At 65.6% G+C, this 14423-nt stretch carries 14 protein-coding genes; 5 read left to right on the top strand and 9 right to left on the bottom strand.

The features are described 5' to 3' along the window. Positions 1 to 13: 13 nt before the first annotated feature. From AC5FRW_RS11910 to AC5FRW_RS11900, 3 genes are all read left to right on the top strand, one after another. Positions 14 to 886 (top strand): dihydrodipicolinate synthase family protein, encoded by an 873-nt coding sequence (locus AC5FRW_RS11910; RefSeq protein ID WP_493568680.1) that lies wholly within the window; start codon positions 14 to 16, stop codon positions 884 to 886. A gap of 265 nt (positions 887 to 1151) precedes the next feature. Beyond that, positions 1152 to 2135, top strand: a complete 984-nt coding sequence (locus tag AC5FRW_RS11905; RefSeq protein WP_493568679.1) for an ArsR/SmtB family transcription factor — start codon at positions 1152 to 1154, stop codon at positions 2133 to 2135. Between the two features lie 232 nt (positions 2136 to 2367). Next, entirely contained in the window at positions 2368 to 3138 is a 771-nt protein-coding gene (locus AC5FRW_RS11900; RefSeq protein ID WP_493568678.1) for an MBL fold metallo-hydrolase, read from the top strand. Positions 3139 to 3144: 6 nt separating this feature from the next. Here AC5FRW_RS11900 and AC5FRW_RS11895 read toward each other — a convergent pair whose 3' ends face one another. The 4 genes from AC5FRW_RS11895 to mvaD all read right to left on the bottom strand — a co-directional run bounded on the left by AC5FRW_RS11895 (position 3145) and on the right by mvaD (position 7959). After that, the gene (locus tag AC5FRW_RS11895; RefSeq protein WP_493568677.1) at positions 3145 to 4299 is read right to left on the bottom strand and encodes a sensor histidine kinase; all 1155 of its coding nucleotides are present in this window, start codon (positions 4297 to 4299) and stop codon (positions 3145 to 3147) included. Positions 4300 to 4483: 184 nt separating this feature from the next. Beyond that, positions 4484 to 5551: an mRNA surveillance protein pelota gene (locus AC5FRW_RS11890; protein WP_493568676.1), complete on the bottom strand. Its 1068-nt coding sequence runs from the start codon at positions 5549 to 5551 to the stop codon at positions 4484 to 4486. Positions 5552 to 5591: 40 nt separating this feature from the next. Beyond that, positions 5592 to 6938 (bottom strand): NAD(P)/FAD-dependent oxidoreductase, encoded by a 1347-nt coding sequence (locus AC5FRW_RS11885; protein ID WP_493568675.1) that lies wholly within the window; start codon positions 6936 to 6938, stop codon positions 5592 to 5594. Between the two features lie 49 nt (positions 6939 to 6987). Continuing rightward, positions 6988 to 7959, bottom strand: coding sequence for a phosphomevalonate decarboxylase MvaD (gene mvaD / locus AC5FRW_RS11880; protein WP_493568674.1), 972 nt, complete (start codon positions 7957 to 7959; stop codon positions 6988 to 6990). A gap of 88 nt (positions 7960 to 8047) precedes the next feature. On the opposite strand from mvaD, the gene AC5FRW_RS11875 reads away from it, so the two are divergent. Next, positions 8048 to 8458 carry a plastocyanin/azurin family copper-binding protein gene (locus tag AC5FRW_RS11875; protein WP_493568673.1) on the top strand — a complete coding sequence of 137 codons (411 nt, stop codon included), beginning with the start codon at positions 8048 to 8050 and terminating at the stop codon, positions 8456 to 8458. 1 nt (position 8459) lies between these two features. Here AC5FRW_RS11875 and AC5FRW_RS11870 read toward each other — a convergent pair whose 3' ends face one another. The 5 genes from AC5FRW_RS11870 to AC5FRW_RS11850 form a co-directional block, all read right to left on the bottom strand. Further along, on the bottom strand, positions 8460 to 9593 hold the full coding sequence (locus AC5FRW_RS11870) for a GNAT family N-acetyltransferase (protein ID WP_493568672.1): 1134 nt from the start codon (positions 9591 to 9593) through the stop codon (positions 8460 to 8462). A gap of 116 nt (positions 9594 to 9709) precedes the next feature. After that, complete coding sequence (locus AC5FRW_RS11865) at positions 9710 to 10330, bottom strand: 30S ribosomal protein S3ae (RefSeq protein ID WP_493568671.1); 621 nt, start codon at positions 10328 to 10330, stop codon at positions 9710 to 9712. Continuing rightward, positions 10327 to 10563, bottom strand: a complete 237-nt coding sequence (locus AC5FRW_RS11860; RefSeq protein ID WP_493568670.1) for a KEOPS complex subunit Pcc1 — start codon at positions 10561 to 10563, stop codon at positions 10327 to 10329. The genes AC5FRW_RS11865 and AC5FRW_RS11860 overlap by 4 nt, the downstream gene beginning before the upstream one ends. Further along, positions 10560 to 11684: a hypothetical protein gene (locus AC5FRW_RS11855; RefSeq protein WP_493568669.1), complete on the bottom strand. Its 1125-nt coding sequence runs from the start codon at positions 11682 to 11684 to the stop codon at positions 10560 to 10562. The genes AC5FRW_RS11860 and AC5FRW_RS11855 overlap by 4 nt, the downstream gene beginning before the upstream one ends. A 3-nt stretch (positions 11685 to 11687) precedes the next feature. Further along, on the bottom strand, positions 11688 to 12152 hold the full coding sequence (locus AC5FRW_RS11850; RefSeq protein WP_493568668.1) for a 30S ribosomal protein S15: 465 nt from the start codon (positions 12150 to 12152) through the stop codon (positions 11688 to 11690). Positions 12153 to 12585: 433 nt separating this feature from the next. Between AC5FRW_RS11850 and AC5FRW_RS11845 the strand changes: the two genes are divergently transcribed. Further along, complete coding sequence (locus tag AC5FRW_RS11845) at positions 12586 to 14418, top strand: DUF7289 family protein (RefSeq protein WP_493568667.1); 1833 nt, start codon at positions 12586 to 12588, stop codon at positions 14416 to 14418. Positions 14419 to 14423: the final 5 nt, after the last annotated feature.

Here is a 14423-nt window from a genome sequence, read left to right as displayed (position 1 = left end):
CCGGTGGGCCTGTATGGACTACAGCGTGGGCTGTCCGATCGTAACGCCGTTCGACGACGACGGACGACTCGACACCGACTCGCTCGCGGCGCTCGTCGAGGACCTCGTTTCGCGCGGTGTCGACCGACTCGTCCCCTGCGGGACGACCGGGGAGTTCGCGGCGCTGACGGACGCGGAACGACAGCGTGTGATCGAGACGACAGTCGAAGCCGCCGATGGGCAGACGACGGTGATGGCCGGCGTCGGCGGCACTGCGGTCGCGGACGTTCGCGACCGCATCCAGTCGGCCGCTGACGCCGGTGCCGATTCGGCCCTCGTCGTCGCACCCTATTACGGCGGACAGGCCGCACCCGAGGGCAACGAGCGGTTCCTCGACGCCGTCGCGGCCGGTGGGTCACTGCCGCTGTATCTCTACAACATCCCGTCGGCCGCCGGGCAGTCGTTCGCGGTCGAGACAGTCGCCTCGCTCGCCGACCGGGGCCGCTACGACGGGATCAAGGATTCGAGTGGCGACCTGACGTACTTCGACGAGGTCGTCGACCGCACGCCAGCGTCGTTCACAGTCCTGCAGGGCTGGGACGCCCAGTACGTCCCTTCGCTCGTGATGGGCGCCGATGGCTGTATCGGTGCTGTTACGCACCTGCTCGCGGAGACGTTCGCTGATGCGGGGACAGCGGTCACAGCGGGCGACATCGACGCCGCGCGCCGCCACCAGTCGGCGCGGATCGACCCGCTCTTTCGTGCGTGTCTCGACCACGAGTTCGCGACGGTCTGTAAAGCCGTGTTGGCCGAGCGCGGCACCATCGCGAGCGACGCCGTCCGACCGCCGCTGGTCCAACTGTCCGAGACGGAACGGGAGGCAGTCCTCGACACCATCGACGGCTGAGCGGGCACCGCCGTCTCGCCCGTTCGCACCGATCGATGATTGAAACTCGATTTTCAGCGAACGAACTGACAGATTTCGGCTGCCGGTCTCACAGGGCCGGCACTGTCGCCGGGAAACAGGAAGCGAAAGGCAGTAACTGTACTCTCTATCCCCTCTACCGCCGTTTTTCGACATCTCATCCCGTCGATAGCAACGGAACGGGATCGGTCAAAATTCGATCGCACACTTCACGAGATTCATAACACTGGACGTTTGTGATACTGGTATGTCACTGCTGCCCTCCAGAGGCCCGGATACGAGTACGTCACAGGAGGGGGAGCTTCAGGTCGTCGGTGTCGACGACGAGGTGGCCCCGCTACTCGACGCGCTCAACTCCGAGACCGCCCGGGCGATTCTGAACGAGATCTATCGCGAGCCGGGCACGCCCTCCGAGATCGCCGATCGACTCGAAATGTCGATCCAGAAGGTCTCCTACCACATCGACAAACTCGAAGAACAGGATCTGATCAGCGTCGCGGGGACACAGTACTCAGAGAAGGGTCAGGAGATGACCGTCTACCAGCCACCGGAGGAACCGACGGTGCTGTTCGTCGGAACCGAGGAACGAAAGCGCTCGCTGACCACGATGGTCAAGCGCCTCCTCCCCATCGTCGGGATCCTCGCGCTCGGTAGTCTCGTCATCGAACAGCTGTTCGGAAGCCTCCCGTCGCTCGGGATGGGCGCGCAAAGTGCGAGTGAGTCCGGCGGTTCGGGCGGCGACAGTGGACGCTCGGGTGTCGAGACTGAATACGACGCCGCCTCCGACGGGGGCAACGCGGCCGGGACGACGGCGACCGAGACGGAAGCGGCGACCGAAACACCGACTGCGACCACCGATAGTGGCGGTGACTTCGGAGTCATGGAGGTCGAGTCCAACGAAACCGGAACGACGATCGACACCACCGTGGAGACCACGGCGGCGACCGAGGAGCCGATGGCGACGGCGACCGAGACAGCAGTCGAGACGACGACCCCGACCGAGACGCCCACACAGATAGCCACCGAAACGACGACCCCGACCGAGGCATCACAGGCCACGGAGCTAGCCCAGACGCCGACCCCCGAGAACGATCTGGCCGTCGACACGACGGCACAGGCGACCGAGATCGTTTCCAGCGGCGGTCTCGACATCTCCCCGGGTGTCGCCTTCTTCCTCGGCGGACTGACCGTCCTCGTCGTGCTCGTGGTCTGGCGAGCTTACCGAGGCTAAAAATCGGTTTTGAGCCAAGGGTGAGTCTTTATTTGTCCCATCCATTGGTGTACTTGCGCCGCCGGCGGCTGGACCAGCCGACATGAGCCACGGCCTGTCGTCCCCGTTGGCGGTCGCCGCCTGCCCGCCCACCCGCCACGATCCAGCGGGTCCCCGGTCCCACTGACGCGGACGGCTCGATGCCCGTCCACGCGACACAATCGCTTTGGCCCTCCACCCCGAGCGACCCGACATGCGCGTTACGTTTCTCGGTACCGGCAGCGCGATGCCCTCAGGCCACCGCTTCCAGACCGGTCTCTTGCTCGCAGACGGTGCTGACCGACTCCTCGTCGACTGTGGCAGCGGCGTCCTGCACGCACTCGAACGGACGGAGACGGGCTACGAGGGGATCGACGCAGTCCTCCTGACACACCACCACCTCGATCACATTTCAGATCTTGACGTGCTGCTGAAAGCCCGCTGGCTGGCCGGCGCGACCGAACTGACGATCGCCGGCCCGCCGGGGACCACAGACCTCGTCGATGGCCTGCTCGATCTGCACGACTACTTGCAGGGACGGCTCGACCTCACGATCCGGGAGATCGGCGTCGATGGCTTCTCGCTGACCGGGTTCGACGTGGCCGCGACGGAGACACGCCACTCGATGCAATGTTTCGCCTACCGATTCAGCCACGGTGACGGCCCCGCCGTCGTCTTCAGCGGGGATACGGAGGCGTTCACGGAGCTAATCGAGTTCGCCGACGACGCTGCCGTGTTGATCCACGACTGCTCGTTCCCCGACGAGGTGGACGTGTCGAACCACCCGACCCCGTCCGCACTCGGACGCGTACTCGACGACGCCGACGCGAGCGTCGGGCGCGTCTATCTCACGCACCTGTATCCACACACCGAGGGCCGCCACGAGGCGATGCTCGACTCGATCGCACAACACTACGACGGCGACGTGCGCTTTGCCTCCGACGGACTCACCGTGACCGTCGACGCTACCGACGGCAAGGACTGATCGCGGTCATGCCCGCTGGAGTCGCACGCGAAACGCCGCGCCACCCTGTTGGCTCTCCGTGACGGTCACGTCGCCGCCGTACGACTCCGTGAGCGCGCGGACGAACCCGAGACCGAAGCCACTGCCGCCGCTTTCGGGCCCTTTCTTGCCCATCTCGAACAGCGTGTCCCGCACTGCCGGATCGATGCCCGCACCGTCGTCCGCAAAGACCACGACCACGTCGTCGACGCCCGCATCGAGGGTGACCTGCACCGTCACCGGATCGTCGTTGTGGACCACCGCGTTCGAAAGGATGTTGGTAAACACCGACCCGAGCAGATCGCCGGCGTACACGATCTGGTCGAAGTCGTCGGAATCGAACTCGACCGTGATCGCGTCGTACTGGGTCTCGACCTCCCTGACGACGCGTTCGAGGACAGCCGCCAGATCGCGCGGTTCCGGTTCTCGCTCGTTCTCGATCGTCGAGACGATGGTGCCGACGCGCTGGATCAGATCGGACGAACTTCGCGCAGCCTCGTGGATACGCTCGGCGTAGTGTGCGTTCTCGTCGTCGATCATATCGACGAGTGCCTCCGAAAAGCCCATGATGACCTGCAGATCGTTGCCCAGATCGTGGCGCAAGAGCCGATCGTACAGTTCGATCATCTCTTTTTTCGTCTCCAGATCCTGTCTGGCGCGTTCGAGACGCTCGCGCGAACGGATATTGCCGATCGCCGTCGCGGCGTGCGAGGCGAGGATCTCCAGTGGCCGAACGTACGTATCGTCGAACGGTTCGCCGTTTCGCGAACGCATCACGAGGACCGCAGTCACGTCGTCGACGACCGCCGCCGGGACCGCGAGAGACGGAGTCGTCTCGGTGTCGCCGTCGGTCTCCGCGTCGGAGTCGTTCCGAATCACGGTCTCGTGGCGCTCGAACGCCTCGCGTGCAACCTCGCCGGGCGGATCGCCAGCGGCGCGGTCCGGGTCCGTGCTGTGGACGACACGGAGTTCGTCGTTCCGAACCTCGACGAAGGTCGCGTGGGCCGTTTCGAACAGGAGCGACATCGCTTCCAGTGTCAGCGAGACGACTTCCTCGACGGTTTCACACTGATTGAGTGCCTGCCCGTATTTGTTCAGATCGGCGACCTGGCTGGCGAAGTCAGCCTGCTCTTTGAATGACATTATAGTGGTTCTCCCGACCCGTACCCACTGCAAGTAACAGATAGTTGGTGGCTCGTCTGAAAACCGTTTCGGCGGTTCAGCGGGATCGAACGCGAACGAAACGCGTACGGAGTTTCGTCGATCGAGACGGGATCAACCGCACAGGGTGTGCGGTCGGCCGGGAAAACGGCGACGCTACTCCGTATCACTCCAGCCTGTACCGGAGCAACGCAGCGATACCGCCGAGATTCTTCAGTTGACGGCCGGGATCGAACTCGTTGGAGAAGACCGTCACGTCGCCACCCTTCTGCTCCGTGGTCGTGACGATCTCGTCGACATCGACGGACCACTCGCCCTCAGTGCTTCGTTCCGCGCGCAGTTGCTCGTCCAGCACGAGCAACTCCTCGATCGCGCCAAAGTCGGCGGCCTCGGCGACTGCATCGGGGCCGTAGGCGACTTTCGCCCCGGTCGCGATCCGCTCCATCAGTTCGTCGATCAGTTCAGCCTCCTCGGCGATCCGGGTCTGGGTCTGGACGTCCTCGACTGCGCCCCGTTTGAGCACTTCGTGGACGCCCCGGTCGCCGACCGCGCTGGTGTCGACCATCGTGATTTGCTCGGCGATTTCGGGAATCTCGTCTTGCAGGTACTTCAGGGCGTCCTGCTTCGTGAAGCCGGGACCGGCGAGGATGTAGGCGTCGACGTCGAGTCGCTTGAGGACTGTCGCGAGTTCCGCGAACAGTTCTTCGCGCGGCCGGGCGTAGTCGCCTTTGCCCGTCGTCGAGGTGATCGACGCCCGCGACTCGGTGCCGTACTGGGCGACGGTGTGGACGTGGGCTTCCCCCTCCTCGACGGTGACGATCGCCACGTCTGGCTGGTCGGTTGCCTCCGTCGCCTCCTCGACGCGCTCCAGTTGGTCGGGCTTCCAGACCTTCTCGATCTCGATCTCGTCGTGTTCTTCGACGTTGAAGGTGTGGTGAAAGTCGAGCTGATCCTCCCGGGAGCAGTCGACGATCTCGCCGCCGACACGCAGACGGTTGGCGAACTTCGCGAACTCCACATCCGTGACCTCGATCGCCAGCCACATCGGTTCGCGTTCGCCGCCGGTATCGCGTAACTGGTCGTCGTCACGCTGGATTCGCCGGGTCGTGTCGCCGGCAACGCGGTCGCCCGGCTCGATCACGTAGGTGAGGTGCCACAGGTCATCGAGGGTCTCGGGGACGAGCGTGATCCGCTCGCGCCCACCCTCGACCCGCTGGCGGTCGGCGATGCGCATGCTCGACAGTCGGCCTGTCGGCGGTAAGTGCCCTCCGGTTTCAGCGGGACGGGCGCTCCTCGCGGTCGCCGTCATCGACGCCGTCCACCGCTTCGTGGTCCTCGCCGTCGGCACCGATCGCCAGCCCCAGTTCCTCCTGAACCAGTTCGACGGCGTTCTCGACGGCACCGATACTGCCCAGATAGCCCGCGCCGACGGATGTCTTGAGCGCCAGTGCCGCTCGCCCGGTCAGAACTGTACCGCCGACCTGTGCGACCGCGCCGTCGCCAACCGAGACGAGCCATCCCGGCGAGTCGAAAGCGTAGCGGTCGAGTCGTGGCTCGAAGCCGCCTGCGCCCTCGGTGCGGTGCCTGACGAGCTTCGTGATGTTCCGTGCAGCGACGCGGGCCTCCCTGATCGCCGTCTGGGCGCTGGCCGGGGCTGCATCGCCGTCCGCATCGACGACGCGGCCGGCATCACCCACGAGGAACGTGTCGCCTGCCAGTCGGAGGTCGCTCCTGACGACCGGTCGCTCGTCCTGAAGTGGCGTCGGTCCGCGGATACCGCCGGTCCAGATCAGCTGATCGTAGGCGAGTGTCTCGCCCGTCGAGAGATCGACCACGTCCGCTTCGACGGCCTCGACAGCCGTGTCCGTGCGCACGTCCACATCGCGGTTGGTCAACTGCTGGTGGACGGCCCGCTGGAAGTTCTCGGGAAAGCTCGGGGCGACGCTGTCGAACTGTTCGAGCAGGACGATCTCGGTGTCGTGGTCGTCGGTGTCGTCGTCGACTCCGCTGTCCGACTCGCTCGATTGCGATTCGACTCCCTCGGCACCATCGTCGTGGTCGTCGATCGTGATCCGAACCGGGCCAGTGTCTTCGCAGTCAGTTGACGCTGCATCGCGGCGGGTCCGATCGGCGCGCATCGCGGCCAGCTCACCGGCGACCTGTACGCCCGACAGCCCCGCCCCGCCGACGACGACGCGCCCGCCGCTGTCGAGCACGTCGAGATACTGCTCGCGGATCCCGTTGGCGTGTGCAAGTCGCTTGAGTGGCGTCGCGTGCCCCTGAAGTCCGGGAATGTCGTAGAAGTCGGTCACCGCGCCCAGACAGATCGCGCCCACGTCGTATTCCAGATCGGGCGCGCCGTCGAGAGACGCTGTCCCCGCCTCTGGGTCCACGTCGGTCACCGTCGCCCGCCGGATCTCGCAGTCGAGTACGTCCGCGAGGGGCACCGAGATGTCCTCGGCGATCGACGGCCGCCGGATCACACGGTGGAGTTCGTGCTGGACGACGTGATCGGCGGCCTCGTCGACGACGATCAGATCGGCGGTCTCCGGGAGGGACGATTCGAGCTTTCGGGCGAGGGTCAGGCCGGCGTATCCGGCACCGAGTACAGCGACGCGCATACCCACGGTTAGACCTGACAGCGTATAAACGTGGGTCGCGGTCGACCAGTCAGAACAGCGCTTCGGACTCGTCGAGGATCCGGGCGGGACCGCCGACCTCCCAGACGCGGGTGTCGACGCCACAGTCAGCGACGGTGGCTTCGACGCGGTCGACGTAGTCGGCGGTCGTGTTGATGTAGACACTCGCACCCGTGTCGACCGAGAAGTACACCGGCACGTCGTCCTCGCGGAGTTCGCGGACGGCGTTGAAGATTTCGAGGGTGCGGGGCTGCCAGTACACCCAGCCGGCAGGTCCGGTCATCGTCGTTGCGGCGAGCGACAGCGAGTCGTGTTCGGCCAGTTCGAACGTCCGATCGAAGTCACCGTCGTGGAGGGCATCGCGCATCTCTGCGATCTGGCCGTGAATGTGAGCCATCCGCCCCTCGAACATGTGGCTCTCGGCGGCTTCCTTGTGGGCCGCTTCGGTCTCCTTGTAGGATGGTACCATCCCGGCGACGATCCGCAGGTCGTCTTCGAGGTCGGTCTCGATGCGCTCGGAGCGACAGTCCTCGTCGTTCAGGCCCGTTCGAAGGTGCGAGAACGCGCCGGTGACGGCGCGGGCGGCAGAGGAGGAGCCACGCCGTGCGACCGTCGAGACTTCGGGGCGAGTCATATCCAGCCCGGCGGCCTCGACCAGCGCCATCGCTGCGGCCGCGAAGCCGGACGAGGACGACCCGAAGCCGATGTTCGTCGGGAAGGAGTTCGTCGATTCGAACCGCACGCGGTGGTCGATCCCCGCCAGATCGCGGACGTGGTCGACGACGGCGTCGATCCGCTCTGCACCGCGGCCCTCGACCGGTTCGCCGTCGATGACGTACTCGTCGGCGTCCAGTGCGGGGTCGAACTCGGCGGTGGTCTTCGAGTGGCTCGGTGCCGTACAGACGCTGATACTGTCGTGATACGGGAGTCGCAGTTCCTCGTCGCGCATCCCGTGGTACTTCACCAGCCCCTGAATCGGGTGTGCCTTCGCGGTCGCTTTCATACCTCCCCCTCCCGGCGACCCCACTTTGCAGTTGCGAACCGTCGCGGGAAAACGAGGCGTCTTTGGTCGTGGGGTCCCGAGGGCAGGTATGGACCGCCGAGCCTATCTTCGGGGTGTCGTCGGGGTCAGCGCCGTCGGCCTGAGTGGCTGTCTGAGCGCCAGCGGGAGCGCAGAGCACGACATCGGGATGACGATGCACGCCTTCGAACCCCAGCAGTTCACCGTCAGCGTCGGCGACACGGTCGTCTGGCGAAACACGAGTGCCCACGCCCACACGGTGACGGCCTACGGCAAACAGCTCCCCGAAGACGCCGCCTTCTTCGCCTCCGGTGGCTTCGAAGAGACGGAAGCCGCCCGAGAAGCGTGGAGCGACGGGACTGCCGGCTCGCTGTATCAGGGCGACACCTTCGAACACACGTTCGAGGTCGCCGGCGAGTATCCGTACTTCTGTATTCCACACGAGCGAAACGGGATGATCGGACGGATCGTCGTCGAGTAGCCTACGCGATGTCCTGATCCGCCAGCGCGAGCCGCCACGATCCCTGAGTCGGGTCGACGCCACCGATCTCGAAGCTCCCCGTGTCGTCTACCGCCGTCGAGCGCACTGCCAACGATGTCCTGTTCGACAGTGCAGACATAGGGAACGCGTCGTTGGCCCGGAAACCGAACGCCCGAAGCACGGACTCGGGGATCGGTCCGGTACCGACTTTCACCACGTCGGCGTCTGCCGCGTCAGCGACGACCGGACCGAGCAAGGCCCTGAACGCATCCGGTTCGACAGTGCCGTCGCGTGGGACCGTATCGAGGAGCGCGGTCGTCAGGAGGTCGCCCCGTCGTTCGGAGCAGACGACACAGCCCGCGACCGGTTCCCCCTCGCGGCGAGCGACGTACGTCGTCGTCTCCCAGCGTGGATTCGCGAAGCGCCACCGGTAGTACGCCTCGTCGCGGACGACGCACATCACGTCCGCATCGTCGTCCTGCCGTGCCATCGCTGCCAGTAGATCGGCCGGGATCGAGTCGTGACGCCGGACCGAGTAGCCGTCCACACTCCGGCGGAGTCGGTCACGTGCGCGGAGGTACCCCCGTGTCAGCGGGGCGGCCACGCGACCGAGATTGCGGGAGGCGATCGATCGGAACTCGCGTTTCGACCCCGTTCCGTGCTCGATGACGTGACCCGGCCGCTGGATTCGGTAGTACGTCGTCGGGCCGTCCCGGATCGTCCAGTCGAACTTCTCTAACCCCGGGACGAGTACGTCGTTGGGGAAATTGAAGTACAGCGCCGCCGGCCCGTCGTCGTATCGTTCGAGGAGTCGGTCGGTCATCCCCGAGAACACGCCGCGCTTTCTGTGGTCGGGATGGACGGCCCAGTCTGCCGGCTGGAGCGCCAGAGTCGTCGCTGCACCCACCCGGAGCCTGAACGCCAGACACGGTTCGGCACCGACGACCTGCCCGTCGCGCTCGGCGACGACCATCGCCGTCTCGTCGAGATACGGATTGTCCTCGAAGCGCCACTGGAACCACGCTGGGCGGCGTTCGTGACCCCACACCTCCTCGTGCAGATCGAGAAACCCTGATCGATCCCCGGATTCGATCAGCCTGTAGTCGTACCCTGGCTGCTGTTCCAGTTGGCTCATACGCTGTGGGCGGATTGGCCGAGCTTACCCTTAGTTTGGCTCCGTCTACGGTGCGGTAAGCGAGTGCTACGGCTGGCGGTCGGTGACCGGCGAAGAAAATCGCGGTGAAAACGGCCTTACTCCTCGACGTCCACCGAGGCCTCTTCCTCGGCGGCGACCTCTTCGGGACGGGCTTCCAGCGTCGTCTTCTGAATCTCGACTCGTCGCAGCGGGTAGATCTCCTTGCACTCGCCGTAGAGCGCAGAGGAGAGTCGACCCTCGACGATGGAGTCGATGAGTTCTTCGAAGGTACGGTCTTCGGCCGTCTCCTCGACCAGGTCGATCATCGTGCGGCGGATGGCCTTCTCCTGGGAGGCGTCGGCTTTCTTCGTCGTCAGTGCGACCGGCTGGATCTGGACGCGGTAGTCGTCCGTCGTCAGCACGGTGATGTAGGCCGCGATCTTCGAGGAGCCACGGCGGACCAGCGAGCGCAGGTAGTCTCGGGTCAGCTCGTGCTTGATGAACTCCGTGTAGGCGGAGTCGGATGCGACCTCGTTGATCTTGAAGGTGAGTTTCGTGTTATTCTCGCTGGCGTCGTCCTTCAGTTCGCCCAGCGTGGTCTTGATGGTGCGACCGAGCACCTTCTCTGCTTCGTCTGCCGTGGTCTCACCGAGTTCCTCCCGGTCGAACTGCTCGGGAGCGAGCACGGTGTACCACCGCTTCTCTTGCTTCTGTCGGGATACGGATCGTTCGCTCATGATGTGTGTGTTGTCGATTGGTCGGATAGCTGTGCTGCAACCCTGAGGTTGACGACGTAGTCGTCGACCGTCGAGTGGAGTCCACCGGTCGTTTCGCGTTCGATCGTGGTGACGATCTGTGCGCCGTCGACGCGCGTGCTCATCTCGTCGGTGTTGTCCGGGGACAGCGAACGGGCGATCCGCTCGGCCGTGGCGTCGTCGCCGTGACTGGTGCGGATGGTCGCCGTTCTCATAGTGCCTCCCGGAACTGAACGAGGAAGTCCGCCTGATCACCGTCGAAACGTGCTCGTGCCCGCGACCCGTGGCCGACCGCCGCGCCGGCAGTCGCACTGGCGGCCGCGGACATCGCCGTCGCCACGTCGCTGTCGTCGGTCGCGTAGACTGCGGCCGCCCCGTCGGTGACGACGAGCGTCACCGGTTCGGGGGCGCGGAACTGCGCGACCAGTCGGGCAACGGTGCCGACCGGCATCGCGTCGCCCCGGACGACGAACAGGCCGTCGTAGCGTCCGGTTTCGGCGGTTCGGATGCCCGTGTGGGCGCGACTGGCGTGGGTGCGCCAGGCTTCGAGGGCCTGCTCGCGGACGCCGTCGTGACCGAGAGCGAGTGCGACGCCGACGCCGGGTCGTTCGCGTGCGACCGCGTCGAGCACGTCGCCGTAGCCACCGATCGTCGCGAACGGTCCGCCGACGTACGGGTGGAGCGCACCTTCGATCGCCTCGCTGGCCCGATCGCTCGCCGTCTCGTCGCCCGCGATGGTCAGTGCGACCAGCGAGGCGATCCGACGGTGCGCCGTCTCGTCGCGGTCGTCGGCCAGATCGAGCGCCCCGATGGCGTCCTCGACCGCCGCCCGCTCGCCGGAGAACGGCGCGTGCAAGAGCGTCGAGTGGGCAAGACCGTCGGCGTAGTCGCTGACGGGGATGGCGACGCCGGGTCGGCGCTCGAAGCCCGCTTCCTCGGCGAGCGTGCCGCCGGCGCTCCCGTCACGGTCGCCCGCGACGGTGGTGCCGGCGAGTGCGAGCGCGCGGTCGGGCGTCTCGCCCAGCGCGCGAACTGCCTCGACGGCGGCGCTACTCACAGGATCGTCCGCGAGCGTCGCGTCGGCAGCGTCCGTGGTCGTGCCGACGGCGACGGTCACGTCGGCGTCGGTCGCTCGCGTCGTGTCGTCGAACGACCGCGCGACGCTCGCCTGGAACGGCGTGTCACGGGCCGAGAGCGCGCGTGCGAGCAAGCCCGTGGCTGCCAGCGCGTCGCCGTCTGCGCGCGCGACGAGCCGAACGAACTCGGCTCCGTCGAGGGCGGCGGCGACATCGCTGGGCGGCGTGGCAGGCACCTGATCACGACCGGCTGTGGACATCGATTACTCGAGCAGTTGTTTCGCTTTGTCGTAGCTGTAGGTGAAGTCGTCGTCGAGTTCGTCGCCGCGGTAGTAGTCGACGAGGCGACGGATCTTCGACTGGGTGTTCTGCAGGGCGCGCTTGTTCTGGTGGTCGCCGGGGTTGTCGTCCATGTGCTCTCGCAGACGGACGGCCCGTGCCATCAGATTGCGCAGGTCCTCGGGCAGGTCGCCCTCGGCGTCGTTGTCTTCGAGGATCTCGGTGATCTTCTTGCCAGTCGCGAGCGAGACGTCGGGCACCGGCGTGCCCTGAACGCCTTCGTCGCGCAGTTTCAGGCCGATCTCGCTGGGCGAGTGGCCCTGCTCGGCGAGTTCGACGACGCGCTCAACGATTGCGTCTTCGTCTACGTCACTCCACTCCGGGGGTTCGTCTGCCACCGGCTTGTCCGAGTCGGACGAGCCACGGCGGCGGGTGTGCATTCGTGCCATTGTCTGAGTTGGAACGGCACAGACCGCTACGTGCTGCTGGTGCAGCGCGAGCGTGTGGTGTCGAAACACCGAACACGGCCGCAATCCCAGAGCCACGGAATCCCGTGGCGAGTCAGATTTGCGGTCGTGCTGTTCCCATCGGACGTTCGCCACCGGGCGCGTAAAACCGTTTCTACTCCGGCCGGTCCCGTGTTTCGCTCGCACCCACGCCGCCCGTTCTCATACTGTCGGCTGTCACTGTTTCAAGATATTCGCGACCCGGGGTCGCGAAATTATTCACAGACGGACAGCCGGCAGTATTAGCAGTGAGTCCGGGAGCCACGGCGACAGTGCGGCCGAAAGTCTTGGTACGGCCGGGTCCGGCGTGGCGCTATCACGGTTGGTACTGCGGCCACTCGGCTTATGTCGGAGTAGTGTCCACGTTGTACCCAATATGGGGACGCATCGAGGAGCCAACGGTCGCGCCCAGAGCAGCGTTCTCGGGGTCGTGCTGGTCCTCGCGATCGTCGTCGCCGGATCGACGTTGACGATCGCACTGGGTGCCGAGGCGTTCGCCGCGACGAACGATCAGCTCCAGAGCGACCGCGCGGCCCAGTCGATGACTCAGCTCGATTCACAGATCGCGATGGTCGGACTCGGCAACTCCGACCTCCAGCGCGTGGAACTGGCGGGATCGAGCAGCGACTACAGCGTCCAGAACGGCTCGGGGACCATGACCGTCTCGTACACGAACCTGACCGACGGGAGCGAGACGACGATCTTCGAGGAGGAGATGGGCGCGATCGTCTACGAGAACGGCGAGACAGCCATCGCTTATCAGGGCGGCGGCGTCTGGCGGCGCTCGCCGGGCGGCGGGACGACGATGCTCTCGCCGCCGGAGTTTCACTATCGCGACGCCACGCTGACGCTGCCACTCGTCACAGTCGGCGGTGACGAATCGCTGCGTTCCAGCGCCGCCGTCCGCCCCAACAACACCACGCGGTACTTCCCAAACCGAACGATCGATCCGGACTTCCAGAACCCACTGTCGGGGAGTCGCGTCGAAGTGACCGTCCAGAGCGAGTACTACGAGGCGTGGGGCGGCTACTTCGAGGAACGGACGGACGGTGAAGTCAGCTACGACCACCCAAGCGAGGAAGTGACGATCCAGCTCGTGACGCCACTCGAAGACACGAGCGTGACGCGGGCGTCCGCGAGCCTGTCGGCGAGCGGGACGTTCGTCATCAAAGGGAGTGCGATCGAGACCTGCGGACTGAAAGTGTACTCGAACAGCTACAACTCCAGTGGGACCGGCGACGACTACTGCGATCAGGTCACGGACGGGTCGTGGGGCCACGAGGGCGACATCGTCTACGGAGACGACATCGACATCAGCAACGGTGCCGGCGGGTCGTACATCTACGGAGACCTCGTCTCGGGCGGTCTGGTGAAAGTCTCAGGCAGCAACGGCGGCGGCCAGCCCTACGTCTATGGCGACATCAACTATTCGACGAACTGTCAGACGAAGGATGGGCCGCCCCACACCGACTGTGCCGATCGGATTCAGGACCCCGACGGTGAGGTCAATCAGATCGAGGACGTGCCGACGACGGGACCGATCGACACGCTCGTCGTCGACACCGTTACGGAGTACGCGACGCCGTCGAACAACGACAACGCCGGGAGTCCCAACGTTACGGGCGACCGCCTCGATTTCGGTGCTAACGGTGCCAGCGACGAAGTCTGGCTGAACGACGGCACCTACTACCTCGAACGGATCGACCCGTCCACTGGCGACGACATCGTACTCGATACCAGCGATGGCGACGTGTACATCGGCGTTCGCGAGGCGGTCCACCTCGATGGCAGCGACGTGACGGTACTCGGTGACGGACGCGTCCACCTCTACGTCCAGGGATCGGGCAGTCAGGCCAACGACGTGCGTCTGTCCGGTGGAACCGAGATCACGAACGACGGCGACGACGCGCCCCAGTTTCGCCTCTTCGGACGCAGTAATCTCACGGCGCGACTCAGTGGGGGCGCGAAGTACGTCGGCGTGATCTACGCCCCGCCCGGCCAGAGCGGGACCGGCAGCGTCACCTTCGCGGGTGGCGAACTGTACGGCGGCGTCGTCACGGGGACGACGACCATCGAGAGCGGGAACGGCGGGAGTCTCCACTACGACGAGGCCCTCAAAAACGAGCAGATGCTCACCCGCGGCACGAACGTCGTCCGCGTCACTTATCTCCACGTATCGACCAACGACGTGATCGTCGAGAGCGGCTGAACGGC

It is taken from the genome of Halomicrobium sp. HArcht3-1, assembly GCF_058933345.1.
Note: the sequence above shows the minus strand (reverse complement) of the source record. Positions and strands in the feature narration are given on the sequence as shown.